Origin of the sequence: Aeromonas diversa CDC 2478-85, assembly GCF_000819805.1 — a bacterium.
Taxonomy (GTDB): Bacteria; Pseudomonadota; Gammaproteobacteria; order Enterobacterales; family Aeromonadaceae; genus Aeromonas; species Aeromonas diversa.
In genome coordinates this window covers 334157-359382 of sequence record NZ_CDCE01000034.1, presented here as the reverse complement: position 1 = coordinate 359382, position 25226 = coordinate 334157, and the positions used below count along the sequence as shown (strand labels likewise).

Here is a 25226-nt window from a genome sequence, read left to right as displayed (position 1 = left end):
AAGACCCGCCGTGGCGGGTCTTGTCGTCAGGGGGCCTGGCAGATGCTCTCTCGCTGCAAGCTGGTTGGTTCAAGCAGGTAGTCGACGGCGATCCGGGTGACGCAGGGATAATCTGCATCCAGACTGAAGCCGTGATGCACCACCCCTTGCTGCTCGACCTGGTGTGCTCGCGGGCCAAATGCGGCCTTCATCTGCCGGCTCCAGGCCAAGGGTGTGGCGAAATCCAGGCTGCCGCCGATGATCAGCACCTTCTGCTGCGCCGTGAGCTGCTGATCCAGATTGGCCAGCAGAGGTATGGGGTCGCGGTGGCGCTGCCAGTCGGCACACAGATAGGACATGGCATGCAGCTTGGCCCCGGCGATGGAGCTCTGCTCGAAGTCGTTGGCCAGGGCATCAATCTCGGCCAGGGTGAGATCACGCCCCTGATCGCTACACATGACTGCCGCCTGGAGGGGGTAGGCCATCACATCTTCCAGCGTGGATCGATAGGCGCTGCTATTGGCCCGATCGCTTTGCATATAGGCTACCAGTTCTGCACCGAGATCTTGCTGTAGCAGCTTATCGAGCATGGGTCGCAGCCGCTCTGCGCCTTCTTCATCCGAGATCAGTTGCTCCAGCATGGGTACCCAAACCCGAGTGTCGACACGGGCCCCGTCGTTGGCCACATAGACCCCCTGGGAGAGCACAGTCTCACCGATCCTGGCCAGCTGTTGCCGCGTCGCCTCAGGCTGTCGCTGCTCCAATATGGTCTTCCAGCCGGAGGATTGGCCGAGCAGTACGCGGTCGATATCGGGCTGACTGGGACTCATGGTGGAATCGAGGATCAGGGCGCGCAGGTGCTGAGGGTAGCGCTCGGCATAGAGGGCGCCGAGGCGGGTGCCGTACGAATAACCCACGAAGTTGAGGGCGCTCTCTCCCAGGTGTTGGCGCAATAGCTCCATGTCCTGGACTACGCTGTTGCTGCCCAGATAGGGGGCGTAGGCATCCAGCACAGGCGCGCAGCGACGGACTATCTCCAGTTGGGGCAGGGTATGGCGGGTGCGTGCCTCTCGGGTAAAGGCGCCGGTCATCACACCCAGCCACTGCTCGGCCTGTGCATAGAGAGCCTCACCGACCCCCTGTTCGCTGACATCCTGCGGCCGCTCGGTCAGCTGGCAGGTACGCAGCGCGACGCCCAGGGCACTAAAACCGGTACCACGGGGATCGAAGCTGACCAGGTCGAAGCGTTGGCGGATCTCGAGGGGGAGCCCGTCGAGCAAGCCATTCAGGCTCGAGACTCCGGCCAAGCCCGGTCCCCCGTAGTTGAACATCAGGGTCCCGATCCGCTGGGCGGGGTCCTCGGCCTTGTGCACTCCGTAGAGGATCTCGATGCGAGTACCCTCGGGGCGATGGTGGTCGAGGGGAACCTCCAGGAAGCCGCAGGTGAGCTCGTCAACGTCAGCGCAGGCCTGCTCCAGCGTGAAGTCGGAGCGGATCACCCGGGGAGCGGCGGGTGCATCGGGTGGGGTCTCAGCAGGGGTATCGGGCTGCGACGCCGGTGGCGTTATGGTTGGTGTGTCGGGCTGTGACGCCGGTGGCGTGACTGCCGGCGTTTCGGTCGGTGCCGTTACCACAGGCGTGGGGCTCGTGACCGCCGGCTGGGCGGGCGCATCGCTGCCTCCACAAGCGGACAGCAGCGGAAACAACAACAGGAAGAGGGTGTTTTTTTTCATTGTTAGGGACCTGAACTCACAAGAGTGCCCATTGTGTTCTCAGGGGACGGGGTGAGCTATCAGTCATGGACGCCGTTATAGCGGATTTAGACGGCGTGCCCCCGCAGCAGTAGGGCTGGTTCGTCTCAGAGCGGCAGGCATGGCGCCGTTGTTGGCCACCCTGGGCATGAGCATGGCCGCCTTGGACATGCCGGGGCATGGGGAAGAGTTGCGGGGCGTCGTGGGGATGACGCGCACCGCCGGCCTCTTCACCAAGACCCGCCGTAGCGGGTCTTTTGCTAGATCTCGTCGCAGAGGGTGCGGATCCAGCCTGCCAGGGTTGTGAGGGCGCGTTCGAGCTCGGGGCTCCAGGGCTGGGAGGCGTTCAGGCGCAGGCAGTGATCGTGCTCGCCGCCGCCGGAGAAGAGTGCCCCCGGCGCCAGGGAGAAGCCCGCCTCCAGGGCCTGACGGTGCAGGCGGCGGGTGTCGCAGCCGCGCGGCAGGGTGAGCCAGAGAAAGAAGCCCCCCTCGGGCTGGCTCAGGGTGACCGACTCGGGCAGCAGGGCGAGCAGGGCGCTGCGCATCTGACTCATGCGCTGGGCGAGGGTGTGGCGCAGCCGGCGCAGGTGGGCATCGTAGCCCCCTTGGGCGAGCAGATCGGCCAGGGCCAGCTGGCTCGGCACATTGGTCGCCAGGGTCGAGATGAGCTGCAGGCGCTGGATGCGCGGGGCGTGCCGCCCGGCCACCACCCAGCCGACCCGAAACCCCGGCGCCAGGCATTTGGAGAACGACGAGCAGAGCAGGCTGCTGCCCGCCTGGTCCCACGCCTTGAGGGGCAGGGGGCGCTCGCGCCCGAAGTGGAGCTCGCCGTAGACGTCGTCCTCCACCACCGGCACCCCATAGCGGGCCAGCAGGGCCATCAGGGCCGCCTTGTGCGGGTCGCGCTGGATGTGGCCGAGGGGGTGCTGCACGTTGGCCATCAGCCAGCACGCCTTGACCGGGCGCTCGCGCAGGGCCGCCTCGAGCTGGGTCAGGCAGATGCCGACCCCGGGGATCACCGGGATCTCCACCGCATTGAGCTTGAGCCGCTCGATGGCCTGCAGGGCACCGTAGAAGGTGGGGGACTCCACCACCACCCAGTCGCCGGGCTCGGTGAGGGCCTGCAGGCTGAGAGAGAGCGCCTCCATGGCGCCGGTGGTGATGACGATCTCCCGGGGGTCCACCGGCAGCCCCTGGTGGGCGTAGCGCTGGGCGATGGCGCGGCGCAACGCCTCGTTGCCGGGGGGGAGATCGGTGACGGTGCTGAAGGGGTCGAGGGTGCGCATGCAGCCGGCCAGCAGGCGACCGAGGCGCGGCAGGGGGAACAGGCGCGGATCGGCCACCGCCATGCCAAGGGGCACCAGGTCGCGTGCCTTGCCCGCCTGCAGCACCTCGAACACCAGATCGTTGATGTCCACCGAGCCGGTGTAACGGGTGGCGCCGGTGGGGGCGGTGGGCTGGCGCGCCGGGCTCCCCTTGACGTAGTAGCCGGACTGGGGCCGCGCCTGCAGCAGCCCTTGGCTTTCGAGCAGCTGATAGGCCTGCAGCACCGTCATGGGGCTCAGGTGGTGAGTCTGGCAGCTCTGGCGGATGGAGGGGATGCGCTCCCCCGCTTGCCAGACGCCGGCCTCAATCTGGGTGCGCAGCCGCTCGGCGAGATCGCGATAGAGGGACATGACAGAGACAAACTGTTATAGGTGTAATTCACTATAACTGCATCTGTTATAGGTGTCATGCTCCGTGGTGTACTGGCGCCGCACAGAAACGTGCACGCCAAGTACACCAATAGAGAGCGACACATGATCAGTCCGGATGACGTGGTGAGCCTGTCACGCCTGCAGTTTGGCGCCACGGCCATGTTCCACTTCCTGTTTGTTCCCCTCACCCTGGGTCTGTCCTGGATCCTGGTGATCGCCGAGTCCGCCTACGTGATGACCGGCAAGCCCGTCTACAAGGAGATCACCCGTTTCTGGGGGAAACTCTTTGGCATCAACTTCGTCATGGGGGTGACCACGGGGATCACCCTGGAGTTCCAGTTCGGCACCAACTGGGCCTACTACTCCCACTATGTCGGCGACATCTTCGGCACGCCCCTGGCGGTCGAGGGGCTGATGGCCTTCTTCCTCGAGTCGACCCTGGTGGGGCTCTTCTTCTTCGGCTGGGAGCGGCTGCGCCCGGGCCAGCACCTGCTGGTGACCATGCTGGTGGCGCTCGGCTCCAACCTCTCGGCCCTGTGGATCCTGATCGGCAACGGCTGGATGCAGAACCCGGTCGGCGCCGAGTTCAACCTGCTGACCCAGCGCATGGAGCTCACCGATCTGACGGCGGTGTTGTTTAACCCGGTGGCCCAGGTCAAGTTTGTCCACACGGTGGCGGCGGGTTACGTGGCGGCCTCCCTGTTCGTCATGGGGGTGAGCAGCTGGTACCTGCTGCGCCGGCGCGAGGTGGCCTTCGCCCTGCGCTCGTTCGCCATCGCCTCGGGCTTTGGTCTGGCCGCCATCTTGTCGGTGATCGTGCTCGGCGACGAGTCGGGCTATCGCACCGGCGAGGTGCAGAAAGTCAAACTCGCCGCCATCGAGGCGGAGTGGGAGACCGAGCCGGCCCCGGCGGCCTTCACCCTGTTCGGCTTCCCGGATCAGGACGCCGAGACCACCCACGCTGCCATCAAGATCCCCTACATGATGGGGCTCATTGCCACTCGCTCTGTCGATGAGCCGGTCACCGGCATCAAGCCGCTCAAGCGCGAGCATGAGCGCCGCATTCGAAGCGGCATCGAGGCGGTGGGGGCGCTCGAACAGATCCGCGCCGGGGATCGGAGTGAGTCAACCCGGGCGCGCTTCGAGCGTCACCGGGCCGATCTCGGCTATGGTCTGCTGCTCACCCCGTATGCCAACCCCATCGTCAGCGCCGACGGGGCGGCCATCGCCAGGGCAGTCGACGACTCTATTCCGCCGGTGGCGCCGCTGTTTTGGTCCTTCCGCCTCATGGTGGGGCTCGGGGTGCTGATGCTGGGGCTGTTTGTGGCGGGCTTCGTGCAGCTGTGCCGCCACCGGCTGCTCGGCTCGCCGCGTCTGCTGCGGGCGCTCTTGTGGAGCATTCCGCTGCCCTGGCTCGCCATCGAGGCGGGCTGGTTCGTGGCCGAGTTCGGCCGCCAGCCCTGGACCATCAGCGACGTGCTGCCGGTGTCGGCGTCGGTCTCTCTGCTGACCCCGGGCCAGCTCTGGTTCAGCCTGATCGGCATCTGCGCTATGTATCTCTCGCTCTTGGTGGTGGAGCTGTTCTTGCTCTGCCACGTCATCGCCAAGGGGCCGGCCATGGTGCGTGAGCCGGCCATCCCTTCCGTTTCCCATCTGCCGAGGAGCGCCTGATGGATTATGCAACCCTGAAACTCATCTGGTGGGGCCTGGTGCTCTTCATGCTGGTCGGCTTCGTGGTGCTCGACGGCTTCGATCTCGGGGTGGCCATGCTGCTGCCCCTGATGGGCAAGGATGACGAGGAGCGGCGCCTGGTGATCAACAGCGTCGGCCCGGTGTGGGAGGGCAACCAGGTGTGGATCATCGCCGGTGCCGGCGCCCTGTTTGCCGCCTGGCCCCTGGTCTATGCCGCCGCCTTCTCGGTGCTCTATGTACCTATGGTGGTGCTGCTGTTTGGCCTGTTCCTGCGCCCGGTCGGGTTTGATTACCGCAGCAAGCTCGGCGACGCCGCCTGGCGCCGCTGGTGGGATCGTGCCCTGGTAGTCGGCGGCCTGCTGCCGACCCTGGTGCTCGGGGCGACCCTGGCCCTGGTGATGCAGGGGCTGCCGTTTCGCTTCGACAGCGCCTTGCGCTTGCACTATGGCCCCTTCGTCCTGCACGGCGCCTTCATCGCCGCCGTGACCGCCACGGCGCTGGCGCTGGTGCTGCTGCACGGGGCCAGCTTCCTGCACGGCAAGGTGGCGGGTGAGCCGGCGCGCCGTGCCCGCGCGGCGGCCATCGGGCTCGGACCCGTCGCCACCTCGCTCTACCTGCTGGCGGGCTGGCTGCTGCTGGCGGTGCCGGGTTACAACCTGGGGGAGGAACTGGCCACCACCAGCGCCCTCAGCCCCCTGGCCAAGACGGTGAGCCTGCACCCGGACGGCTGGTACGCCAACTACCTGGCGAGCCCGCTGCTGTGGCTGGTGCCGGTGGCCGGCGCGCTGCTGCCGCTCGCCAGTGCCCTGGCCGCCGCCTGCGGGCGTGCACGCCTCGGGCTCCTTGCCAGCGGCGGCGCCTGCGTCGCCATGCTGACATCGGTGGCCATCGCGCTGTTTCCCTTCGTGCTCCCCTCGTCGCTCGATCCTGCCAGCAGCCTGACCCTGTGGGACGCTACCTCCAGCGCCAAGACCTTAGGGGTCATGCTCGGCATCGTGCTGGTGCTGATGCCCATCAACCTCGGCTACACAGTCTGGGTCTACCGGGTGGTGCGCGGGCGGCTCGACCGGGCGCACATCCGCCGCAGCGGCCATCAACTCTACTGACAAGGAGATCTGCGTATGTGGTATTTCACCTGGATCCTGGGGCTGGGCTTCGCCCTGTTGCTCGGCCTGTGCAACCTGCTCTGGCTGGAGGCCCGCTGGGCGGCCGGGCTCGGGGATGACGAGGCATGAGGGTGGTGACGGCGCAGGGGGAGCCCCTGCCCATCGGCGCGCTCTGGGTGCTGACCCTGACCGCGTCGCTGTGGACCACGGTCGACGAGCCCCTGAGTTACCCGGATTTTGCTCACTATCGACGGCGCGAGCCGTGTCTGGCTGCGTAGTGAGGGGGCGCCATCCTGGCGTCAGTAGCGGCCCACCTCGATGGGCGATTCGTTCTCTATGGTGGTGAGGCGGGCCGCCCACTCGTCGAGCCAGTGCTCGCGGGCGACCTGCTCGGCCCGTGCGGGGGCGTAGAAGATGGCCGGGGCCAGCACCTGGTAGCCGACAAACTGCAGGATCCCGCGCGAGATGGGACGCAAAATGGCCTCGATGGAGCCGTTGAATCCCTCGGGGTCATAGGCGTCGGCCGCTCCACCCGTGGTGAGGCAGAGCAGGGCGCGGCGTCCGGCGAAACGACCGCTCTCGTAGAGGTGGCCCTGGCCATAGATGCGCCCCATGGCAAAGACCCGGTCGACCCACCCCTTGAGAATGGCGGGCAGGCCAAACCACCAGAGGGGAAACTGGAAGATGAGCAGATCGGCCTCTTCCAGCTTGGCCATCTCCGCATCGAGATCGGGGGAGAAGCTGTCGCGTTCGGTGGCGTAGAGCTGCTCCTGCTGGAGCTTGAGAAAGTCCGGGTCCTTGGCGAGTTGAAAGTTACGCCTGTCTGATACCGGTTCAAAGCCCATGGCATAGAGATCGCTGGTCATCACTGTGTGGCCGGCGGCTTCCAGCGTCTCGATGGCGGTCTCGAACAGCGCGCCGTTGAAGCTCTGGGGCTCGGGATGGGCATAGACGATCAGTACTCTCATGACACTCTCCTGGGATGCTTTGGCTCAGCATACCGACAGGGCGTGATGAACCCAACGTTGCCGGTGACAAGCTGGGCGCCGGATCACAAGGGAGTGGGGCAGGGGAGGATAGGGTCTGGCCTGGTGCAACTGGACAAAAGTGCTACAAGAATTGATCTTTTTCGTTATTCAACCTGCCATTTCAAAAAAAATAAGAAATTTGTGTCAATTAATCTTTCCGTGGTTTAGTCTGATGGCCGATATCATCAGGAGTGTTCCCATGTCGCTGTTTACGCTGTCGTTTGGTCGATTTTTTAACCGCTTCTTCGCGGTGGCCTGACGCATACGCTGCATGTGGAGCAAACAGGGTCGCCAAGAGCGGCCCTTTTTATTGGAGTCGATGTGATGAAGTGTTCCCCGGAGGTTGTATGAGCCAGGTACAGTGGTCTTCCCGTGTCGGGCATGTGTTGGCGGCGGCGGGCTCGGCCATCGGTTTGGGGGCTATCTGGAAGTTCCCCTATGTGACGGCCACCAATGGCGGCGGCGCCTTCCTGCTGGTGTTCCTGCTGTTCAGCTTCACCCTGGGGGTGGCGGTACAGGTGGGGGAGACCCTGCTCGGCAGCCATAGCCGGCGCGGAGTGCTGGGGGCCTTTCGTACCCTGGCGGGATCGCACTGGCGCTGGATGGGTTACATGGGGATCCTGTGCGGCTTCTTCATCTACAGCTTCTATAGCGTGGTGGGGGGCTGGACCGTGGGTTATGCGGCCCTGGCGGTGGGCGGTGAGCTCAACCTGGGGGAGGCCAGTGCCCTCACGGCCCTGTTCAACGGTTACGTGAGTCATCCCCTCTGGCCCGTACTGACCCATCTGGTCTTCGCCGGCCTCACCTGGTGGTTCGTGCAGGGAGGGCTACAGCAGGGGGTGGAGCGGGCGCTGCGCTGGATGATGCCGGCCCTGTTCGTGATGATGCTGCTGCTGGTGGTGACCGGTCTCTCCATGCCCGGTGCCATGGCCGGGGTGCGCCAGTTCCTGCTGCCCGATTTCAGCCAGCTGACCGGCCAGGGGGTGCTCGACGCCCTGGGGCTCGCCTTCTTCTCCCTCTCCATCGGGCTTGGGGTACACACCACCTATGGCGCCTACCTGCCAAACAGTGATGGTGTGCTGCGCTCCGGCGTCTGGGTGGTGACCCTGGCAAGCCTCATCTCGGTGCTGGCGGGCTTGATGATCTTCCCGGTGCTCGCCTCCACCGGCATCGATCCCACCGCCGGTCCCGGGCTGACCTTCATGACCATGCCGGCGGTGTTTAATCATCTGCCGTTTGGCCAGGGGCTGGCGGTGCTCTTCTTCCTGCTGCTGCTGGTGGCGGCGCTCTCCTCTTCCATCTCCATGCTCGAGCATCTGGTGCGCTTCGCCACCGAGGAGTGGGGCTGGAGCCGGCGCGGCGCCTGCCGGGCAGTGACCCTGCTCATCATGGCCTGCGGCATTCCGGTGAGCCTGTCGTTCGGCCCCTGGGCCGAGTACACCCTCTATGGCAAGACCATTTTCGACCTGCTCGACTACCTCACCTCCAACCTGATGATGCCCCTGTTTGGTCTGGTGCTGACCCTGCTGCTCGGCTGGCGTCTCGGGGAGCACATGGTTCCGGCCGATCTGACGCCGGCGCTGCGCCTGGCCCTGCTCTGGTGCTGGCGGCTGGTGGCGCCGCTGCTGATTGCCGGCATCCTGGTGCGCGGCCTGCTGTAAGAAAGACCCCGGCTAATGCCGGGGTCTTTGTTTATATATTCCAGTGCATCTCTTTTTGCAGCTGGTCGGCGAGGGGTTTCAAGGGCTCTCCCATGGGGCCTATCAGCACCAGGTTGGCGCCCTTGAGCTCCATGATCTCCCCTTGCAGGCGACCGTCGGAGAAGTCATCCCGACCGATCTCGAGGGGCACATGGCGCGGAACCAGGAAGAGGGTGATGGGTCCCTTGCTGCCCTGGATCTCCATGTGCAGCGCCGGCCCCTGATAGAAGGAGCAGTGGTTCACATAGGTGATGTGGCCAAGCCCCGCCATGGAGGTCAGCCGCGCCCCGTACTTCTCCATCTTGGCGTTGACGCTATCGAGGCTGACTCGCTCATCGACGCCCTGGGTGAAGGACTGCTCCCCGTAGACGTGGGCCAGGGCGACGGCCGAGAGATCGGGCCGGCTCTCGCCCAAGGGCAGCCAGCGAGTCGACAGCCCCAGCAGGAAGGCCACCGAGGCGGCGATCGCCAGCTGGCGCCACCTGCCCTGGGGGGCGGGAGGGGCGAGCGGGGGGATGAGGCGTGCTGCGGCCTCTTCGTCACTGCGATCCAGGGCCTGGCGTAACAGGATCCGCTGCGCCAGCCCATCGGGCAGTGGCACCTTGAGCGCTTGCACCAGCTCCTGCTCGCCCGCCTTGAGCTCTTCTACCCACTTGCGCCGGGCCGCAGAGGCCTGCATCGCGGCAAGAAACGCCGGATTGCTCTCATACGGGTTGGCCAGAGCCTGGCGCCGGAATTCGAGTTCATCCATTGCCTTGTCCTCGCTGTTCATTGCTCTGGCTGAGTGCCTCGCGCAGTTGGTTGCGGGCACGAAACAGCCGGGTGTTGACCGTGTTCTTGTTGATGCCGAGCTGCTCGGCGATCTCGTCGCCGCTCATGCCGAGCATGACCTGCATGACAAGGGGCTCGCGATACTCATCGGGCAGCTTGTCTATCTGGCGCCTGAGCCACTCTCCCTCCTGCTCCCGCTCTCCGGCGGGGGTGGGATCGGCCAACACCACGCTCTCGAGATCCACCAGCTCGGGTGAGATGCGCTCGAAGCGGCGCGCGTTCTCACGCCGCACTATGGTGATGAGCCAGGACTTGGCCGCCTTCTCGTCGTGCAGTGAGTCGAGGCTGCGCCAGGCGCGCAAGAAGGTCTCCTGCACCAGATCTTCCGCCACATGCGGGTCACGGCACAGCCAGTAGGCATAGCGATAGATGTCGCCATGCAGGGCGTTCACCAACGCCTCGTATCGTGTTTGTTTGTCTGCCATATCCCCATAGACCGGGGGGGCGCCGCTTTTCTTTCCGAACCAGCGTGTGAAAAGAGTCATGGCTCTTCCTTTTTGTTGGATGGCGTTGGGGCGAGCAACCAGCGCCAGTGACGCCAGAGAGCCAGCCTGAACTCGTGTGCGCTGCCAGCCCTGGGTCGGCCGAAGCAGGCCTGATCGAGCCGTGAGGTCGCCTCATGCAGACCGGGAGGCAGGGCGTGCCTAGGGTAGCCTCGTTGGCGCAGCCAGTCACGCCAGTCTTGACGCAGTCGATCCGGCTCGTCCCGCAAACGGATCCCCAGTTGCAGGGCGTGCAGCAGGGGGGGAAGCCTGCGCCGCAGAGGGGGGATCAGCACGATGAGCAGCAGCAGATCGAGCTGGGTAGGCTGCGGGGAGTGAGGCTGGGCCGCCGCAGGCAGCACCTTGAGGGTGAGGGAGGGAAGACGGACCACCTCCTCACGCTCGGTCAGGGTGTTAAACCAGCCCAGTTCGATGGGGGGGAGCCGATACTCGCCGGCGCGCTCCGGCGTGATGGCCTGGCGTACGGTGCGCTGGCCGAGCAGGCGACCGCTCTCGAGATACCGCTCGTGAAACTGTTCGCCATCGGGCTGGATCTTGAGTCCAGCCAGCTCGGGGGCGGGCAGGGGCAGCCGGCCCAGCTCCCCGTCCTCCCACTCCAGGAAGAGGGTTCGCACCACGGGCTCGCCGACGCGCAGTTGAGCCGGTCCCAGCAGGCGCTGCGTCAGGCGCAGGGTGCGGGCGGCCGGCTGCGGCGGATCCGAGATGAGCAGACGCACCGGATTGGCCCGGCCCGAGAGGGGCAGCACGCCGCCCCCGCCGGGCAGGGGCAGGGTGGCGGTAAAGCGCGGTGCCTCCAACCAGCTGGCGCCACTGGCGCGCGCCTGCAAGAGCCAGCGCCGCTCCAGCCGTCCCGAGCCTCCTGGGGTGGCCGGCGCCGTCCAGCGATCCTCGCCGAGGCGGCGTATGCGAAATCCTGGTGCCTGGGGCTCCTCGAGGCTCGGGGATTGCACCTCCTCGGGGAGCCAGAGGGTGAGGCGATAGACGAAAGGCTGTCCGACCCAGTAGCGCCCGTCCCCCTCCAACGCGGCCTGCTGCTCGATGAAGAGATGGGGCTCAGGCTGTGAGGGGGCCTCGCCCAAGGGGGGCAGGGTCAATGGTGCTGTCTGCTCGGTACCGACCCGCAATGCGGGCACCGAGGGGGGCGGCCCCTGGTGCTGGGGCTTGAGGCTCAAGGGGATGGTCCAGCGGGTCAACTCGCGCGAAGGCGTGCTTAGACGAGCCTGGGTGATCCGCCCGACCACGAAGAGGCGCAGCAGTGGGGTGACATCCAGCGCATCGGGCAGGGCGATCCCCTCCTGCTCGATCTGCAGGGTCCAGCCCGCGCTGCCGGCCAGGACTTCGCCGCGCGGCGCCCCGAGTACGCCGGTAGCCAGCAGAAGCAGCAGTAGTGACCAGCCTCTTACCATGGCTCCCCCACAGGCGGCGTGGGCGCGCGCTCGGCGAGTTTGCGCAGTCGCTCCTTGAGCAGCACGACCGGCGGCGCCGTAGCGGGCTCTTGCCGGGCCTGTGGCGCCTGCTTTGGCGCCTCCCCGGAGGGGGTGGGTGCGTCGGCCTGCTGGCGGCGCAGCAGCGCCAGGTTGTAGCTGGCGTCCTCGTGGTTAGGCTCCAGGGCCAGCGTCGCCTCATAGGCCTCTTGCGCCTCCTTCAGCTGCCCCAGATGAGCCAGGGCATTACCCCGGTTGTAGTGAGCGGTGGCGCTGCTCACCTCGGCATAGGCCTCGGCGGCCCTGAGGTACTCGCCGGCCCGATACCAGGCGTTGCCACGCCAGATGGGATCGTCGAAGGCCTGCGCGGCCGCAGCGTACTCCCCCTGGCGATAGAGGCGAAGGGCCGTCTCTGAGGGGGCGGCATGCAGGGGCGGCGGTTGCAGCAGCGCCACCAGCAACAGGCCCCACAGGGTGCCGCGACGGGCCAGCAGAGCGAACGGGAGCAGCAGCAGTAGCAGATAGGGGCCGAGTTCGAGCCAGCCCGAGTCGTGCTGGCGCCGGGGGCCTGGGCCCAGGGGGGAGAGCAGCTCGGGATCGCGGTCCGAGCTCATCAGCACGCCTCCCGTCGACTCGGCCAGGGCGGCGATGGCTGCCCGATCCGGCGGAGGGAGGGCGAGCCGCCCCTGATTGGCCGGAAGCTGCGCCACGCGGTCGCCGGCCAGTAGCACGATATCGAGACGCGGCGCGTCGCAGCGGGGTGAGAGGGCTCCGCGCTGGCAGGGCCAGTCCTGTCTGATCGACGCCTGCTGCGCCGCGTTGATCTGATCCGTTATCAGCAGCAGGCGCACCGGCGTCTCCGCGCCGAGACGCGTGAGAGCCAGCCGCACCGCCCGATCCGGGGCGCTCCCCTGGATGGGCATCACATCCGGGGTGAGGTCGGGCAACAGGCGACCGACGGCCTCTTTATCCTGAGTCGGCGGCATGGCCAGGTAGGCATCGGCGGCAAACAGGATGAGGGCCACCCGCCGGCCATCGTCGAGGGCCAGCAGATCTTGCAGCAGCAAACGGGCCCGGGTGGCGCGATCCGGCGCCGGATCGGTGGCCAGCATGGAGCTGGAGAGATCGAGCAGCCACACGTCCAGCGGGGGACCGCTGACCGACATCTCGGCGCGGGGCAGGGCCGGGCCGCTCAGGGCGGCGATCATCAGGAGCGTCGCCAGCGGACGCCAGGGACGGGGGCCAGGCTGGGCGGCATAGAGGTAGTGGGCTAGCGGGGCGGCCAGCAGGGGCTGGCGGCGTCGCCCTTGCCACCACCAGAGTAACCAGGGGATCAGCGCCAACAGCCAGGCGGGGCGCAGCAGGGTGAGCTCGGTCATGATGATGTGCGCCTTGGCCAGGAGAGCAGCAGCAGGGCCAGCGCCAGCGGCCAGGGGTAGAGCTCGCGCTCGGCGCTCATCTGGTGCTGGGGGCGAGCGGTGGGCTCGAGCCGGTCGAGCGATTGCTGCATGTCGGCCAGATCGGCCATGGAGCGGACACGAAAATAGCGGCCATCGCCGAGGCGGGCAAGCTCGCGTAGCAGCGGCTCGTCGAGCTCGGCACTGGGATCGCGCTGGCTGGCCGGCAACAGCGGCGCGTCGGGATCGGCCCCCACCCCCAGGGTGTAGATCACCATGCCCTCGGCGGCGGCCAGACCAGCCTGCTCCCTGGGCTCGGCCTCGCCCGAGGTATTGCGTCCGTCGGTGATAAGCAGCAGGGCGGCGGGGTGGGCGCGGTCTTGATGGGCGCGGGCCAGGGCGATCGCCTCCCCAAGGGCCGTGGTGCGGCCGACCAGATCGAAGTCGAGCTCCTCGCCGAAGGCCAGCAGCGCCTGATGATCCCGGGTCAGGGGGGAGAGCAGGTAGGCGTGATCGGCGAAGACGACCAGGCCGATGCGATCCCCGGGGCGCGCGCGGATGAGCTGGGCGATGCGCAGCTTGACTGCGGCGAGGCGGCTCATCTGACGGCCCTCGTCGAGCATGTCCTCGGCCCGCATGCTGTCGGAGAGATCGACGGCGATCAGCAGATCGCGGCTCGGTTGCCAGGCGATGATCGGCGGCTCACGCCACAGGGGCCGGCACAGGGCCAGGATGAAGGCACACCAGATGAGGGCGGCCTGCCAGTCGCTGTGACGGGGGGCGCTAAAGAGTCTGGCGAAGCCCTCGTGCGCCAGGGCTCGAGCCGGTACCAGGGGAGGGAGCCCGAAGCGGATCAGCAGAGGCAGCGCCAGCGCCAGCAACGCCCAGGGCCAGGCCAGAGTGAGGGTGCCGCTCATGGGCGCCTCCGCGGCAACAGCGGATAACAGGCGGCGAGCAGGCGTCTTAGCTCCTGCTCGAGCTGCCGGCGTTGCAGCAGGGAGAGGGGGTGGCGGCCATAGACCCCGGCCTCCCACTCCCCCTGCCACTGGCGCAGGTGCGCGCCACTTCGCTCATCGAGGGCGTCGAGCCAGGGCCGGGTCGGGTGGCGGGAGAGCTCGGGCCACCGGCGGCAGGTGAGCCGGCGCAGAGCGTCGTGCAACTGGGGCAGTTCCCCCTTGCCATGTGCCTGCCACCAGCGCTGGCGCTGCCACAACCGGTACATAGCGAAGGCCAGCAGCGACAGGGCGGGCAGCAAGAGGGCGAGCAGCAGGAGCGCCGAGAGGCGGCTGTCTTCGGCCGCGGGCAGTGTCCCTGGATGAATGTCGCGCAGGGCCGAGAGCCAACTCAGATCAGCCGCCATGGTCCCTCCCGCCACTGCTCGGCCAGGGGGCGGCCGTTGTCGAGTCGATAGAGGCGGTGCACCAGAGGGAGCAGGGCCTGGGTGACCCGCTCCTGCTGCAAGGTGGCGGCCTGCTTATAGGCATGGGCCCGCTCGCCGTCGAGCCAGCCTCCGCCCTGGCGCGAGCGTGCCGCCATCAGGGCATGGGGAGGCAGACTGAGCTCGAGCGGGTCGACAATCTGCCACAGGTGCAGGTGGCAGCGGCCCTTGAGGCGGGCGAGCTGCTGGCAGAGCTGGGTGTCCGGCTCCCTGTGATCCGTGATGAGGTGGAGCGTCGCCCCGTGGGGCAGGGGCAGGTGCGCCAGTTGCTCGGCCAGGGGGGCGCTATCGCCCCGCTCGCTCAGCCAGTGCAGATAGGTGTCGCACAGCAGGCCGAGCAGGGGCTCGGGGTGGCGTGATGAGCGCCGGGGGAGGGCATCCCCCACCTTGAGCCAGAGCGGCTTGCCGATCCCTTGCCAGAGCAGGGCCGAGGCGAGCTCACAGGCGAGCCGCCCCTTGAGTTGCAGGGTCGAGCCAAAGCGCATGGGGGCGCCGAGATCCACCACCACGGCGCGCGCCTCTTCGCGCTCCTCCTGATAGAGGCGGGTGTGGGGGCGCCCGAGGCGGGCGGTGACCCGCCAGTCGATGTGGCGCACCTCATCCCCGGCCTGATAGAGGCGCAGCTCCCGAAAGGTGAGGCCGGGCTGGCGACCGAGCCGGCCGTGATGCAGGGGGGCTCGCCGCTCCTGGGGCAGGGGAGGCAGCGCCCGGGTGGCCAGTAGCCGCGCCAGGGGGAGTGCCAGCATGGGGTGATCGATCACGGGGCAGGCACCCGGTCGAGCAGCAGGGCGACCAGGGCGTCCCCGTCCAGATCCCGCGCCAGGGCCTGATAGCTCGGTAGCAGGCGGTGGCGCAGTATGGCCGGCGCCAGACGCTCTATGTCCTCGGGCAACACATAGTCACGCCCCTCCAGCCAGGCGCGGGCGCGGGCGGCGCGGGCCAGCCCCAGGGTGGCGCGGGGGCTGGCGCCGATCTGGATAAGCCCCTCGGGGTCCTGGCGACTGGCGCACACCAGCTGGACTATGTAGTGCTCGAGACGCGGCTGCATCTCCACCGCCAGCAAGGCCTCGCGGCCCGCCTGTACCTCGCTCTGGGTGAGCAGAGGCTGGCTGCCGGTGGGGGACTCCCCCTTGCGATGCAGCTGCAAGATGGCGAGCTCCAGCGCCGGACTCGGGTATTCCACCTTGAGCTTGAAGAGGAAGCGGTCGAGCTGGGCCTCCGGCAGGGGGTAGGTGCCCTCCTGCTCGATGGGGTTTTGGGTCGCCACCACCATGAAGAGAGGGGGCAGCTTCCAGCTCTTCTTGCCCACGGTGATCTGCTGCTCGGCCATCGCCTCGAGCAGGGCCGACTGCACCTTGGCCGGGGCGCGGTTGATCTCGTCGGCCAGGATCAGGTGGTTAAAGAGGGGGCCGGGCTGGAAGGCGAAGCTGCCATCCTGAGGGTGGAACACTTCGGAGCCGGTGAGATCTGCCGGCAGCAGATCCGGGGTGAACTGGATACGGGAGAAACGCCCCTCGACGGCGCCCCCGAGCGCCTTGACCGCCCGGGTCTTGGCCAGTCCCGGCGCCCCCTCGATGAGGACGTGCCCCTCGCAGAGCAGGGCGATGATCAGCCCCTCGATCAGCTCGGGTTGCCCCAGCACTTGCTCATTGAGGGCGGATTTTAACTGTTGGAATTGGGCCTGGGACATGAGGGGAACTCGTTGTTTTTTATCGGGGTTGCTCTTTTTATACTCCAGGGCGTGACGCTTCTCCACTCTGCCGGTTGCCACCCAGTGCCAGATGGAGAAAATAGTTTCAATCAGCTGTATGAAACTTGTGATTGGATTGTTAAGATGCGTGCCATGAGGTCAGACCTCTTCCAACAAGGAGCCAGGATGAACAAGCCATTGAAACTGACCACCCGCCAGGGCGAACGGATTGCCGTCGTGGCGGGGTTGCGTACCCCCTTCGCGAAGCAGGCGAGCGCCTATCACGGCGTGCCGGCGGTGGATCTCGGCAAGCTGGTGGTGGGCGAGATGCTCGCCCGCATGGAGCTCGATCCCGCCCTGATCGAACAGGTGGTGTTTGGCCAGGTCGTGCAGATGCCCGAAGCCCCCAACATCGCCCGCGAGATCGTGCTCGGCACCGGCATGAGCGTCTCGACCGATGCCTATAGCGTGTCGCGTGCCTGCGCCACCAGCTTCCAGGCGGTGGCCAACGTGACCGAGTCCATCATGGCCGGCACCATCGACATCGGCATCGCCGGCGGGGCCGACTCCTCCTCCGTGCTCCCCATCGGGGTGAGCAAGACCCTGGCCCGCGCCCTGGTCGATCTCAACAAGGCCCGCAACCTGCAGCAGCGTTTCAACATCCTGCGTCGTCTGCGTTTGAAAGATCTGCTGCCGGTACCGCCTGCGGTGGCCGAGTATTCCACCGGCCTCTCCATGGGCCAGACTGCCGAGCAGATGGCCAAGACCCACGGCATCAGCCGCGCCGCCCAGGATGAGCTGGCCCACCGCTCCCACACCCTGGCCGCCCAGGCCTGGGCCGAGGGCAAGCTGGCCGGTGAGGTGTTTGCCGCCCACGTGCCTCCCTATCGCGCCGCCATCGAGCGTGACAACAACATCCGCGAGAGCTCTGATCTGGCGAGCTATGCCAAGCTCAAGCCGGTGTTTGACCGGGTGCACGGCACCGTGACCGCCGCCAACGCCACCCCGCTCACCGACGGCGCCGCCGCCGTCATGCTGATGCGCGAGGGACGCGCCCGCGAGCTCGGCTTCGAACCGCTTGGCTATATTCGCAGCTTCGCCTTCTCCGCCATCGACGTGTGGCAAGACATGCTGATGGGGCCCTCTTACGCCACCCCGATCGCCCTGGATCGCGCTGGCATCACCTTAAGCGATCTCACCCTCATCGACATGCACGAGGCGTTCGCCGCCCAGACCCTGGCCAACCTCAAGATGTTTGCGAGCAAAGAGTTTGCACAGAGCAAGCTGGGCCGTGACAAGGCCATCGGCGAGGTCGACATGGACAAGTTCAACGTGCTGGGGGGGTCGCTTGCCTATGGTCACCCCTTCGCCGCCACCGGCGCGCGCATGATCACCCAGACCCTCAACGAGCTGCGTCGCCGCGGTGGCGGGGTCGCCCTCAACACCGCCTGTGCGGCGGGTGGGCTGGGTGCCGCCATGGTGCTGGAAGTGGAATAAGGGCAGGAGAATCGAACAGATGGAACAGAAAAGCTTTACCCTAGAGATCCGCAAAGACGGCATCGGCCTGCTCACCATGGACGTGCCGGGCGAGACCATGAATACCCTCAAGGCCGCCTTCGTCGACGAAGTGCGCGCCGTGCTGGCCCAGATCCGCGATAACAAAGACTTGATCGGTCTGGTGATCCGCTCCGGCAAGAAGGACTCCTTCATCGCCGGCGCCGACATCGGCATGCTGGCCGCCTGTCAGAGCGCGGCAGACGCCGAGAAGCTGGCCCGTGACGGCCAGACTCTGTTTGCCGAGATCGAGGCGCTGCCCATTCCGGTGATCGCCGCCATCCACGGCCCCTGCCTCGGTGGCGGGCTGGAGCTGGCGCTGGCCTGCCACGGCCGGGTCGCCACCGATCACGGCAAGACGGTGCTGGGGCTGCCCGAGGTGCAACTCGGTCTGCTGCCGGGCTCCGGCGGTACCCAACGCCTGCCGCGCCTCATCGGCGTGGCCAAGGCGCTCGATCTCATCCTCACCGGCAAGCAGGTGCGCGGCAAGCAGGCCAAGAAACTCGGCCTCATCGACGATCTGGTGCCGCCGAGCATCTTGCTCGAGGCCGCCATCAAGCTGGTCAAGCAGGGTAAGCCCAAGCACGAGCTCAAGCGCGATCTGCAAGGCAAACTGCTCGAGACCAACAAGCTGGGTCGCAAGGTACTGTTCGATCAGGCCCGTAAAGGGGTGAAAGCCAAGACCCGCGGCAACTATCCGGCGCCGGAGCGCATCCTCGAGGTGATCCGCATCGGTGTGGAAGAGGGGATGCAGGCAGGCCTTGCCGCCGAGGCGCGCCACTTCGGCGAGCTGGTGATGACGCCGGAATCGGCCGCCCTGCGCTCGATCTTCTTCGCCACCACGGAGATGAAGAAAGAGGTGAGCTACCAGGGCGCCGAGCCGCGCAAGGTGGGTCACGTGGGTGTGCTGGGCGGCGGCCTGATGGGGGGCGGCATCGCCTACGTCACCGCCACCAAGGCGGGACTGCCGGCGCGGATCAAGGACGTGAGCCAGGCCGGGATCAGCAACGCCCTGCGCTACAGCTACGAGCTGCTGGCCAAGAAGCTCAAGCGTCGTCACATACTGCGCAGCGAGCTCGAGAAGCAGATGAGCATGCTCTCCGGCACCCTGGACTACTCGGGCTTCCACCGGGTCGATCTGGTGGTCGAGGCGGTGTTCGAGGATCTCTCCCTCAAGCAGAAGATGGTGGCAGACGTGGAGCGCGAGGCCCAGGGCCACGCCATCTTCGCCTCCAACACCTCTTCTCTGCCGATTGGCCAGATTGCGGCGCAGGCGGCCCGTCCCGAGCTGGTGGTGGGGCTGCACTACTTCAGCCCGGTCGACAAGATGCCGCTGGCCGAGATCATTCCCCACGCCGGCACCAGTGCCGAGACGGTCGCCACCACCCTGGCCTTCGCCCGTGCCCAGGGCAAGACTCCCATCGTGGTCAAGGATGAGGCGGGCTTCTATGTGAACCGCATCCTCGCCCCCTACATGAACGAGGCGGCGCGCATCCTGCTTGAGGGTGAGCCCATCGAGGTGCTCGACGGCGCCCTGCTCGACGCCGGTTTCCCGGTCGGCCCCATCACCTTGCTCGACGAGGTGGGGATCGACGTGGGGGCCAAGATCTCCCCGATCCTCGAGAAAGAGCTCGGCGGCGAGCGCTTCCTGGCACCGGCGGCGTTTGACAAGCTGCTCCAGGCCGATCGCAAGGGTCGCAAGAACGGCAAGGGCTTCTACCTCTACGGCAAGGCGGCCAAGAAGGGCAAGAAGCAGGTGGACGAGAGCGTCTACGATCTGCTCGGTCTCAAGCCGGTGGCCAAGTTACCCAAGGCGGAGATCGCCGAGCGCTGCATGCTGATGATGCTCAACGAAGCCGCCATCGCCCTGGATGCCGGGGTGATCGCCTCGGCCCGTGACGGCGATATCGGCGCCATCTTCGGCATCGGCTTCCCGCCCTTCCTCGGCGGCCCGTTCCGCTACATGGACCGAGTCGGCATCGCGCATCTGGTGGGTCGTCTCGAGCACTACCAGAAGCGTTACGGGGATCGTTTCGCCCCGAGCGAGCGCCTCAAGGCGATGGCAGCCGAAGGCCTCAGCTTCTATTGATTGTTCAACTGCCTATTGAATCGGCGGCCTTCGGGCCGCTTTTTTCATCTCATCTCTTTGATCCAGCGCAAACTGGCATGGTGTTTACTCCTTTGGTGGCATGGTGAGGGGAGGAGCGCTAGGGTCAAATAAGCGGGTAATTCTTCAAGGAGTGTCGAACATGAGCATGTTGGAGCAGACCATCTGGACCGTGCTGGGTTACAGCGTGATGCCCTTTATCTTTTTAAGCGGCTTCGTGGCCGTCGCCGTTGTCAGCTGCTGGCTGCTCAACGTCTTCGGGGTGGAGCCGGCCAAGCGCTAAACGCCCCTATTTGCCGGCGGTGCATCGTCACCGCCGCCGCAATGGAGTACACTGCCCGGCGTATCAACAGACAAGGTGCGCTATGGCCCTCAAGGCAACCGTATTCAAGGCCCATCTCTCCCTCTCCGACATGGACAGGGGCCTCTATCAGGATTTCTCTCTCACGCTGGCCCGTCACCCCTCCGAGACCGATGAGCGGATGATGATCCGTCTCGCCGCCTATGCCTGGCATGCGGCCGAGCGACTCGAATTTACCAAAGGGCTGTGCGCCGACGACGAGCCTGAGCTCTGGATCAAGAACTACAGCGACGAGATCGATCTCTGGCTCGATCTCGGGCTGCCCGATGAACGCCGCCTCAAGAAGGCATGCAACCGCTCCCGCGAAGTGATCCTCTACGCCTATGGCGGTCGCGGCGTCAGCGTATGGTGGAAGCAAAATCACGGCAAGCTGACCCAACACGACAACCTGACGGTGATCGAGCTGGCCGAGGAGCAGACCCAGGCGCTGGCGGCGCTGGCCGAGCGAACCATGCAGCTCACCTGCACCATCAGCGAGGGGCAGCTGTGGATGAGCAACGGCAAGGCCGAAGTGACCCTGGACCCCATCACGCTGATGAGCCAGCATAGCCACGCCTGATATGTTGTCCGCCCTGCTCGATATTGTGGTGCCTGTGTTCGCCGTGGTGGCACTCGGCGCCCTCTATGGCAGCCGCCGGCCCGGGGCCGAGCTGGCCTTCGTCAACCGCGCCAATATCGAGCTCTTCACCCCGGCCCTGGTCTTCTCGGCCCTGGTGAAGTACCCCCTGGCTCTTGGCGAGCACCTGCCTCTGCTGCTCGCCGGCGCCCTGGTTATCCTGCTGCCCGGGCTCTTGCTGGCTCTTTGCCCCATTCGGGGGCTTTCGCGCCCGGCCCGGGTGCTGCCCGCCATGTTTCGCAACACCGGCAACCTCGGCATACCGCTGATGCTGCTCGCCTTCGGGGAGCAGCAGCTCGGCGCCATCGTGATCCTCTTCGTGCTCTCCAACCTGCTCCACTTCTCGGTGGGGTTGGCAATCCTGGCTCGCGGAGAAGGGGAGGCGCGCTGGCAGTGGCTGCGTAGCCCCATGCTGTGGGCCGCGGCGGCCGGCTTGCTGGTGGCCAACCTTGGGCTCCATCTGCCCGGGTTCGTGATCACCAGTGCCTCGCTGCTCGGGCAGATCTCGGTGCCCCTGATGCTGTTTGCACTCGGGATCCGGTTGCTGGATGGGGAGTGGGATGATCTCGGAATGGCCCTTTGGCTCAACCTGCTTTATCTGCTGGCGGGGGCCTTGTCACTGCTGCTGGTTTGGTGGCTGCTGCCCCTCAAGGCGCAGTGGTTACCGCTGCTGCTGGTCACGGTCGCCCTGCCGCCGGCGGTGCTTAATTATATGCTGTGTGAGCAATTCGACTGCCAGCCGCGCAAGGTAGCGAGCATAGTGTTGGGGGGCAACGCCCTGTCGGTGGTGACCATACCGCTGGCGGTCTGGCTGGCACTGCACGTGATGTAAGACGACGGCACGACGTGTCGCTCGTCGTGCCGTCCTTGACCAGCCATGGCTTGCCCCGGTGCTTAGATGATCTGCATCATGTGGCGGTGAATGGGGCGCAATTCGTCGTGCATCGAGCGGGCCAGCCAGTGCCAGTCGAGCTCGGGTTGCCCGTGTTTGAAGCGCTGAAAGACGCGCCCGCTCTGTACCATGAGGAACAGGGTGCAGGACTGGCCCAAGCGATTGATATAACGCACCATTACCTCACCTTCTCTTCCCATGACCTGATTGCGAAGCGCATTGAGATCGTGCGCCCAGCACTGTCCATCCTGATTGAACACTTCGAAGCGAAACATGGCTTGTTTCCTCTACACGTATTGTTTCATACGATGCCTAACCATTAAGCAGGGGTCACTGTCAAAAATGACAGGTGATCCCACTTACCGTCGTTTGCAGTGACCATGGCGCAGGAGTAGACTCATCGCCGTTTTTCATCGAGAGCCACGTTATGGATCTGCTTCTCTTTCTGGTCGACTTCATCCTGCACGTCGATGTGCACCTCAAGGAGCTGTTCGACAACTACGGTATCTGGGTCTACGGCATCCTGTTTCTCATCATCTTCTGTGAGACCGGCCTGGTCGTGACCCCCTTCCTGCCCGGGGACTCCCTGCTCTTTGCCGCCGGCGCGTTGACAGTGGACAGCGCCCTCGACGTCAATATGTTGGCAGGGGTACTGGTGGCCGCCGCTGTGCTCGGCAATGTGGTCAACTACACCATCGGCCACTTCTTCGGCGAGAAGCTGTTCCAGCGGCCTGACTCCCGGATCTTCCGCCGCGACTACCTGGACAAGACTCACGCCTTCTACGATCGCCACGGGGGAAAGACCATCATCATCACCCGCTTCCTGCCGATCGTGCGTACCTTCGCCCCCTTCGTGGCGGGCATGGGCGCCATGACCTACCCGCGCTTCCTCGCCTTTAACCTGGTGGGAGGTGTGCTGTGGGTGGCAAGTTTTGCCTATGCCGGCCACTTCTTTGGCAACCTGCCGGTGGTGCGCCACAACTTTACCCTGCTTATCTTCGGCATCATCGGCATCTCGCTGCTGCCCATGGTGATAGGCATGGTGCGTGCCAAGCTGGCAAGTCGTCGCGCCTGAATCCCAGAGTAATAAAAAACGCGCCTTCGGGCGCGTTTTTTGTGGGGCAGGGCGGCGCTCAGGCGGCGTAGCGCGCCAGGGTGAGTCCCTCGCTGTCGATGGGGAGGGGGTCACCGCTAATCCAGTCTGCCAGCAGTTGGCCTGAGCCGGCTGCCATGGTCCAGCCCAGGGTGCCGTGGCCTGTGTTGAGCCACAGCCCCAGAATGGGGCTCGGGCCCACCAGGGGCGTGCCATCCGGGGTCATGGGGCGCAGCCCGGTCCAGAACTCGGCGCGGGCGAGATCGCCCCCCTGCGGGAAGAGATCGCCCACCACCATGGCAAGGGTCTCCCGTCGTCTCGGGTTGAGCCGCAGATCGAAACCCGCCAGCTCGGCCATGCCGCCGACCCGAATGCGCTGGTCGAAGCGGGTGAGCGCCACCTTGTAGGTCTCGTCGAGCACGGTGCTTTGCGGGGCACCACCGGCGTCGGTGATGGGCAGGGTGAGGGAGTAGCCCTTGACCGGATAGACCGGCAAGTCGAGATCGTATTGGCGCAAGAAACCGGTGCTGTAGCTGCCAAAGGCGCACACCACGGCGTCGGCACGCCAGCGCTGCTCGCCGGCGCGAACCCCGACGACCTTGCCGGCTACCTGGATCAGGCTGTCGACGGCGCAATCGAAGACGAAGGTGACGCCGAGTCTTTGCGCCTCGTCGGACAGGGCGCGGGTGAAGCGCAGGCAATCGCCGGTTTCGTCACCGGGCAGACGCAATCCTCCCTTGATGACGCCGCGCACCCGGGCAAGAGCCGGCTCGGCGGCCTCGCAGCCGGTGGCGTCGAGCGCCTCGAACGGCACGCCGGCGGCGGCGAGTACCTCCATGTCCCGCTTGCTCGCCTCAATCTGGGCGCGGCTGCGAAACAGCTGCAGGGTGCCGAGCTGGCGCCCTTCGTAGTCGATGCCGGTCTCATGGCGCAGGCGGATCATGCAGTCGCGGCTGAACTCGGCCAGGCGCACCATGCGCCCCTTGTTGCGGGCGTAGGAGGCCTCGTTGCAGTTGGCCAGCATCTTGAGCATCCAGCGCAGCTGGAAAGGGTCCGAGGTGGGGCGGATGGCCAGCGGCGCGTGGCGCTCGAGCATCCACTTGGCGGCCTTGAAGGGGATGCCGGGGGCGGCCCAGGGGGCGGCATAACCCGGCGAGATCTGACCCGCGTTGGCGTGGCTGGTCTCCAGTGCCACCTCGGCGCGTCGCTCGAGCAGGGTCACCTTGTGGCCTGCCTTCGCCAGATACCAGGCCGTACTGACACCGACCACGCCACCACCGAGCACCACGATATCCATATCACTCTCCTCCCTGGAACAGGGCTCCACCATAATCGGGGCGCGGGGGATCTTCAACTGGAGGCGGCGGAAATGAGATCCGTCTCCGGCTTACTCCACGGGGTGTCATCCCCGGCCACCCGAGTGCTGCTCCCGGATCAGGGCGAAGAGCCCGAGCAGGGGGCTCTGGTGGCGCTCGGGCGCCCGCACAGCACCGTACATGTGGCGTTTGATACCCTCGCCCAGGGGGCGGGCCGCCAGCAATCCCTGACGAACGAACTCGCTGCTGGCCCAGTCGGGCAGCGCCGCGACCCCGAGCCCGGCCGCCGCCATCTGCAGCATCACAGAGGTGTTGTCGACCACCTTGCAGCGGCCCGGCTCCACCCCGGCGGGTTGCAGGAAGCGGCTGAAGATATCCATGCGGGCGCGCTCCACCGGGTAGGTGAGCAGCACCTCGCCGGTGAGATCGGCCGGCGTTATGGTGTGCTGGCAGGCCAGCGGGTGATCCGGCGCCATCACCAGCTCCAAGGAGAAGTCGAACAGGGGCTCGAAGTGCAGATCGCCGCGGGTCTGTACGTCGGAGGTGAGCAAGAGATCGAGCCGACCCGCGAGTAGGGCCGCCACCGCGTCGAACCCTGGCACCGATTCCACCTCCAGCTCCACCCCTGGCCAGCCCTGGCGAAAGGCGGGCAGCAGGGGCAGCAGCCAGTGAATACAGCTGTGACAGTCGAGCGCCAGGTGCAGGCGACCGTGCTGGCCGCTGTGCAGGGCGGTCAGCTGCTTCTCGGTGCTGGCCAGTTGGGGCAGCACGCTGCGGGCCAGGCGCAGCACCAGCTCGCCCCCTGCGGTAAAGGCCAGCGGGCGGCTCTTGCGCAGGTAGAGCTCGAGACCCAGGCGCCCCTCCAGCTCCTTGATCTGGTGAGAGAGGGCCGACTGGGTCAGGTTGAGGGCCACGGCAGCGGCGGCGAGGGAGCCGTGATCGGCCAGGGCGGCCACTGTCCTTAGGTGTTTAATCTCCATCCTTGCTCCTGCTTGAGAGATCCTTGAGAGCCACTTGAAGAGGATTCAATAGTCAGGCTCACCTTATCTCG

25 protein-coding genes are annotated in these 25226 nt (G+C 66.3%); 11 read left to right on the top strand and 14 right to left on the bottom strand.

Features of this window, described 5'->3' with window-relative positions:
* Nucleotides 1–26: 26 nt before the first annotated feature.
* Complete coding sequence (locus BN1121_RS15945; RefSeq protein WP_082038251.1) at nucleotides 27–1712, bottom strand: alpha/beta fold hydrolase; 1686 nt, start codon at nucleotides 1710–1712, stop codon at nucleotides 27–29.
* Nucleotides 1713–1990: 278 nt separating this feature from the next.
* Nucleotides 1991–3406, bottom strand: coding sequence for an aminotransferase-like domain-containing protein (locus tag BN1121_RS15940; RefSeq protein WP_005353446.1), 1416 nt, complete (start codon nucleotides 3404–3406; stop codon nucleotides 1991–1993).
* Nucleotides 3407–3529: 123 nt separating this feature from the next.
* On the opposite strand from BN1121_RS15940, the gene BN1121_RS15935 reads away from it, so the two are divergent.
* From BN1121_RS15935 to BN1121_RS19830, 4 genes are read left to right on the top strand one after another with little or no spacing between them, the layout of a single operon-like run.
* The gene (locus BN1121_RS15935; RefSeq protein ID WP_005353448.1) at nucleotides 3530–5098 is read left to right on the top strand and encodes a cytochrome ubiquinol oxidase subunit I; all 1569 of its coding nucleotides are present in this window, start codon (nucleotides 3530–3532) and stop codon (nucleotides 5096–5098) included.
* Nucleotides 5098–6225 (top strand): cytochrome d ubiquinol oxidase subunit II, encoded by a 1128-nt coding sequence (cydB, locus tag BN1121_RS15930; RefSeq protein ID WP_005353450.1) that lies wholly within the window; start codon nucleotides 5098–5100, stop codon nucleotides 6223–6225. Before BN1121_RS15935 ends, cydB begins: the two co-directional genes overlap by 1 nt.
* Nucleotides 6226–6240: 15 nt before the next feature.
* Complete coding sequence (locus BN1121_RS15925) at nucleotides 6241–6354, top strand: cytochrome bd oxidase small subunit, CydX/CbdX family (RefSeq protein WP_005353452.1); 114 nt, start codon at nucleotides 6241–6243, stop codon at nucleotides 6352–6354.
* Nucleotides 6351–6503, top strand: coding sequence for a hypothetical protein (locus tag BN1121_RS19830; RefSeq protein ID WP_156139406.1), 153 nt, complete (start codon nucleotides 6351–6353; stop codon nucleotides 6501–6503). The genes BN1121_RS15925 and BN1121_RS19830 overlap by 4 nt, the downstream gene beginning before the upstream one ends.
* A gap of 21 nt (nucleotides 6504–6524) precedes the next feature.
* Here the strand turns inward: BN1121_RS19830 and BN1121_RS15920 are convergent, their stop codons facing one another.
* Nucleotides 6525–7193: an NAD(P)H-dependent oxidoreductase gene (locus BN1121_RS15920; RefSeq protein WP_005353460.1), complete on the bottom strand. Its 669-nt coding sequence runs from the start codon at nucleotides 7191–7193 to the stop codon at nucleotides 6525–6527.
* A 407-nt stretch (nucleotides 7194–7600) separates the two neighbouring features.
* Between BN1121_RS15920 and BN1121_RS15915 the strand changes: the two genes are divergently transcribed.
* Complete coding sequence (locus BN1121_RS15915; protein WP_043598058.1) at nucleotides 7601–8914, top strand: sodium-dependent transporter; 1314 nt, start codon at nucleotides 7601–7603, stop codon at nucleotides 8912–8914.
* Nucleotides 8915–8945: 31 nt separating this feature from the next.
* On the opposite strand, the gene BN1121_RS15910 is transcribed toward BN1121_RS15915, so the two are convergent.
* Genes BN1121_RS15910 through BN1121_RS15875 form a run of 8 tightly spaced genes read right to left on the bottom strand, consistent with a single transcriptional unit; the run spans nucleotide 8946 to nucleotide 16236 of the window.
* Nucleotides 8946–9704: a DUF3379 family protein gene (locus BN1121_RS15910; protein WP_005353474.1), complete on the bottom strand. Its 759-nt coding sequence runs from the start codon at nucleotides 9702–9704 to the stop codon at nucleotides 8946–8948.
* A complete protein-coding gene (locus tag BN1121_RS15905; RefSeq protein WP_043157579.1) occupies nucleotides 9697–10209 on the bottom strand; it encodes a sigma-70 family RNA polymerase sigma factor in 513 nt (170 codons plus the stop codon). Before BN1121_RS15905 ends, BN1121_RS15910 begins: the two co-directional genes overlap by 8 nt.
* Before the next feature lie 56 nt (nucleotides 10210–10265).
* The gene (locus tag BN1121_RS15900; RefSeq protein ID WP_052450259.1) at nucleotides 10266–11693 is read right to left on the bottom strand and encodes a BatD family protein; all 1428 of its coding nucleotides are present in this window, start codon (nucleotides 11691–11693) and stop codon (nucleotides 10266–10268) included.
* Nucleotides 11687–13090: a tetratricopeptide repeat protein gene (locus tag BN1121_RS15895; RefSeq protein WP_005353485.1), complete on the bottom strand. Its 1404-nt coding sequence runs from the start codon at nucleotides 13088–13090 to the stop codon at nucleotides 11687–11689. The genes BN1121_RS15900 and BN1121_RS15895 overlap by 7 nt, the downstream gene beginning before the upstream one ends.
* Nucleotides 13087–14025: a VWA domain-containing protein gene (locus tag BN1121_RS15890; RefSeq protein ID WP_005353487.1), complete on the bottom strand. Its 939-nt coding sequence runs from the start codon at nucleotides 14023–14025 to the stop codon at nucleotides 13087–13089. The genes BN1121_RS15895 and BN1121_RS15890 overlap by 4 nt, the downstream gene beginning before the upstream one ends.
* Nucleotides 14022–14468: a hypothetical protein gene (locus BN1121_RS19055; RefSeq protein ID WP_005353489.1), complete on the bottom strand. Its 447-nt coding sequence runs from the start codon at nucleotides 14466–14468 to the stop codon at nucleotides 14022–14024. Before BN1121_RS19055 ends, BN1121_RS15890 begins: the two co-directional genes overlap by 4 nt.
* A complete protein-coding gene (locus BN1121_RS15880; protein ID WP_043598095.1) occupies nucleotides 14453–15292 on the bottom strand; it encodes a DUF58 domain-containing protein in 840 nt (279 codons plus the stop codon). Before BN1121_RS15880 ends, BN1121_RS19055 begins: the two co-directional genes overlap by 16 nt.
* Nucleotides 15293–15303: 11 nt before the next feature.
* Nucleotides 15304–16236, bottom strand: coding sequence for an AAA family ATPase (locus BN1121_RS15875; RefSeq protein WP_005353491.1), 933 nt, complete (start codon nucleotides 16234–16236; stop codon nucleotides 15304–15306).
* A gap of 186 nt (nucleotides 16237–16422) precedes the next feature.
* Between BN1121_RS15875 and fadI the strand changes: the two genes are divergently transcribed.
* The 5 genes from fadI (at nucleotide 16423) to BN1121_RS15855 (ending at nucleotide 21706) form a co-directional block, all read left to right on the top strand.
* Complete coding sequence (gene fadI / locus BN1121_RS15870; protein ID WP_005353492.1) at nucleotides 16423–17733, top strand: acetyl-CoA C-acyltransferase FadI; 1311 nt, start codon at nucleotides 16423–16425, stop codon at nucleotides 17731–17733.
* Between the two features lie 19 nt (nucleotides 17734–17752).
* Nucleotides 17753–19879 (top strand): fatty acid oxidation complex subunit alpha FadJ, encoded by a 2127-nt coding sequence (gene fadJ / locus BN1121_RS15865; RefSeq protein WP_005353493.1) that lies wholly within the window; start codon nucleotides 17753–17755, stop codon nucleotides 19877–19879.
* A 160-nt stretch (nucleotides 19880–20039) separates the two neighbouring features.
* Nucleotides 20040–20180 (top strand): TIGR02808 family protein, encoded by a 141-nt coding sequence (locus BN1121_RS19545; RefSeq protein ID WP_005353494.1) that lies wholly within the window; start codon nucleotides 20040–20042, stop codon nucleotides 20178–20180.
* A gap of 82 nt (nucleotides 20181–20262) precedes the next feature.
* Complete coding sequence (locus BN1121_RS15860) at nucleotides 20263–20817, top strand: YaeQ family protein (RefSeq protein WP_005353496.1); 555 nt, start codon at nucleotides 20263–20265, stop codon at nucleotides 20815–20817.
* 1 nt (nucleotide 20818) lies between these two features.
* Nucleotides 20819–21706: an AEC family transporter gene (locus BN1121_RS15855; protein WP_005353499.1), complete on the top strand. Its 888-nt coding sequence runs from the start codon at nucleotides 20819–20821 to the stop codon at nucleotides 21704–21706.
* Between the two features lie 62 nt (nucleotides 21707–21768).
* On the opposite strand, the gene BN1121_RS15850 is transcribed toward BN1121_RS15855, so the two are convergent.
* Nucleotides 21769–22041: a hypothetical protein gene (locus tag BN1121_RS15850; RefSeq protein ID WP_005353501.1), complete on the bottom strand. Its 273-nt coding sequence runs from the start codon at nucleotides 22039–22041 to the stop codon at nucleotides 21769–21771.
* A gap of 152 nt (nucleotides 22042–22193) precedes the next feature.
* Here BN1121_RS15850 and BN1121_RS15845 point away from each other — a divergent pair, with 152 nt between their 5' ends.
* Nucleotides 22194–22841 carry a DedA family protein gene (locus BN1121_RS15845; protein WP_005353504.1) on the top strand — a complete coding sequence of 216 codons (648 nt, stop codon included), beginning with the start codon at nucleotides 22194–22196 and terminating at the stop codon, nucleotides 22839–22841.
* Between the two features lie 58 nt (nucleotides 22842–22899).
* On the opposite strand, the gene BN1121_RS15840 is transcribed toward BN1121_RS15845, so the two are convergent.
* Complete coding sequence (locus BN1121_RS15840) at nucleotides 22900–24189, bottom strand: D-amino acid dehydrogenase (RefSeq protein WP_081606437.1); 1290 nt, start codon at nucleotides 24187–24189, stop codon at nucleotides 22900–22902.
* Nucleotides 24190–24261: 72 nt separating this feature from the next.
* Complete coding sequence (locus BN1121_RS15835) at nucleotides 24262–25155, bottom strand: LysR substrate-binding domain-containing protein (protein WP_043157568.1); 894 nt, start codon at nucleotides 25153–25155, stop codon at nucleotides 24262–24264.
* Between the last annotated feature and the right edge of the window lie 71 nt (nucleotides 25156–25226).

Coding starts and splice junctions, on each gene's coding strand:
- BN1121_RS19055 (WP_005353489.1), bottom strand. CDS start 14,468: ATGGCGGCTGATCTGAGTTGGCTCTCGGCCCTGCGCGACATTCATCCA.
- BN1121_RS15835 (WP_043157568.1), bottom strand. CDS start 25,155: ATGGAGATTAAACACCTAAGGACAGTGGCCGCCCTGGCCGATCACGGC.
- BN1121_RS15890 (WP_005353487.1), bottom strand. CDS start 14,025: ATGAGCGGCACCCTCACTCTGGCCTGGCCCTGGGCGTTGCTGGCGCTG.
- BN1121_RS15840 (WP_081606437.1), bottom strand. CDS start 24,189: ATGGTGGAGCCCTGTTCCAGGGAGGAGAGTGATATGGATATCGTGGTG.
- cydB (WP_005353450.1), top strand. CDS start 5,098: ATGGATTATGCAACCCTGAAACTCATCTGGTGGGGCCTGGTGCTCTTC.
- BN1121_RS15940 (WP_005353446.1), bottom strand. CDS start 3,406: ATGTCCCTCTATCGCGATCTCGCCGAGCGGCTGCGCACCCAGATTGAG.
- BN1121_RS15860 (WP_005353496.1), top strand. CDS start 20,263: ATGGCCCTCAAGGCAACCGTATTCAAGGCCCATCTCTCCCTCTCCGAC.
- BN1121_RS15895 (WP_005353485.1), bottom strand. CDS start 13,090: ATGACCGAGCTCACCCTGCTGCGCCCCGCCTGGCTGTTGGCGCTGATC.
- BN1121_RS15905 (WP_043157579.1), bottom strand. CDS start 10,209: ATGGCAGACAAACAAACACGATACGAGGCGTTGGTGAACGCCCTGCAT.
- BN1121_RS19830 (WP_156139406.1), top strand. CDS start 6,351: ATGAGGGTGGTGACGGCGCAGGGGGAGCCCCTGCCCATCGGCGCGCTC.
- BN1121_RS15880 (WP_043598095.1), bottom strand. CDS start 15,292: ATGCTGGCACTCCCCCTGGCGCGGCTACTGGCCACCCGGGCGCTGCCT.
- BN1121_RS15945 (WP_082038251.1), bottom strand. CDS start 1,712: ATGAAAAAAAACACCCTCTTCCTGTTGTTGTTTCCGCTGCTGTCCGCT.
- BN1121_RS15875 (WP_005353491.1), bottom strand. CDS start 16,236: ATGTCCCAGGCCCAATTCCAACAGTTAAAATCCGCCCTCAATGAGCAA.
- BN1121_RS15900 (WP_052450259.1), bottom strand. CDS start 11,693: ATGGTAAGAGGCTGGTCACTACTGCTGCTTCTGCTGGCTACCGGCGTA.
- BN1121_RS15850 (WP_005353501.1), bottom strand. CDS start 22,041: ATGTTTCGCTTCGAAGTGTTCAATCAGGATGGACAGTGCTGGGCGCAC.
- fadJ (WP_005353493.1), top strand. CDS start 17,753: ATGGAACAGAAAAGCTTTACCCTAGAGATCCGCAAAGACGGCATCGGC.
- BN1121_RS15925 (WP_005353452.1), top strand. CDS start 6,241: ATGTGGTATTTCACCTGGATCCTGGGGCTGGGCTTCGCCCTGTTGCTC.
- BN1121_RS15920 (WP_005353460.1), bottom strand. CDS start 7,193: ATGAGAGTACTGATCGTCTATGCCCATCCCGAGCCCCAGAGCTTCAAC.
- fadI (WP_005353492.1), top strand. CDS start 16,423: ATGAACAAGCCATTGAAACTGACCACCCGCCAGGGCGAACGGATTGCC.
- BN1121_RS15855 (WP_005353499.1), top strand. CDS start 20,819: ATGTTGTCCGCCCTGCTCGATATTGTGGTGCCTGTGTTCGCCGTGGTG.
- BN1121_RS15935 (WP_005353448.1), top strand. CDS start 3,530: ATGATCAGTCCGGATGACGTGGTGAGCCTGTCACGCCTGCAGTTTGGC.
- BN1121_RS15915 (WP_043598058.1), top strand. CDS start 7,601: ATGAGCCAGGTACAGTGGTCTTCCCGTGTCGGGCATGTGTTGGCGGCG.
- BN1121_RS19545 (WP_005353494.1), top strand. CDS start 20,040: ATGAGCATGTTGGAGCAGACCATCTGGACCGTGCTGGGTTACAGCGTG.
- BN1121_RS15910 (WP_005353474.1), bottom strand. CDS start 9,704: ATGGATGAACTCGAATTCCGGCGCCAGGCTCTGGCCAACCCGTATGAG.
- BN1121_RS15845 (WP_005353504.1), top strand. CDS start 22,194: ATGGATCTGCTTCTCTTTCTGGTCGACTTCATCCTGCACGTCGATGTG.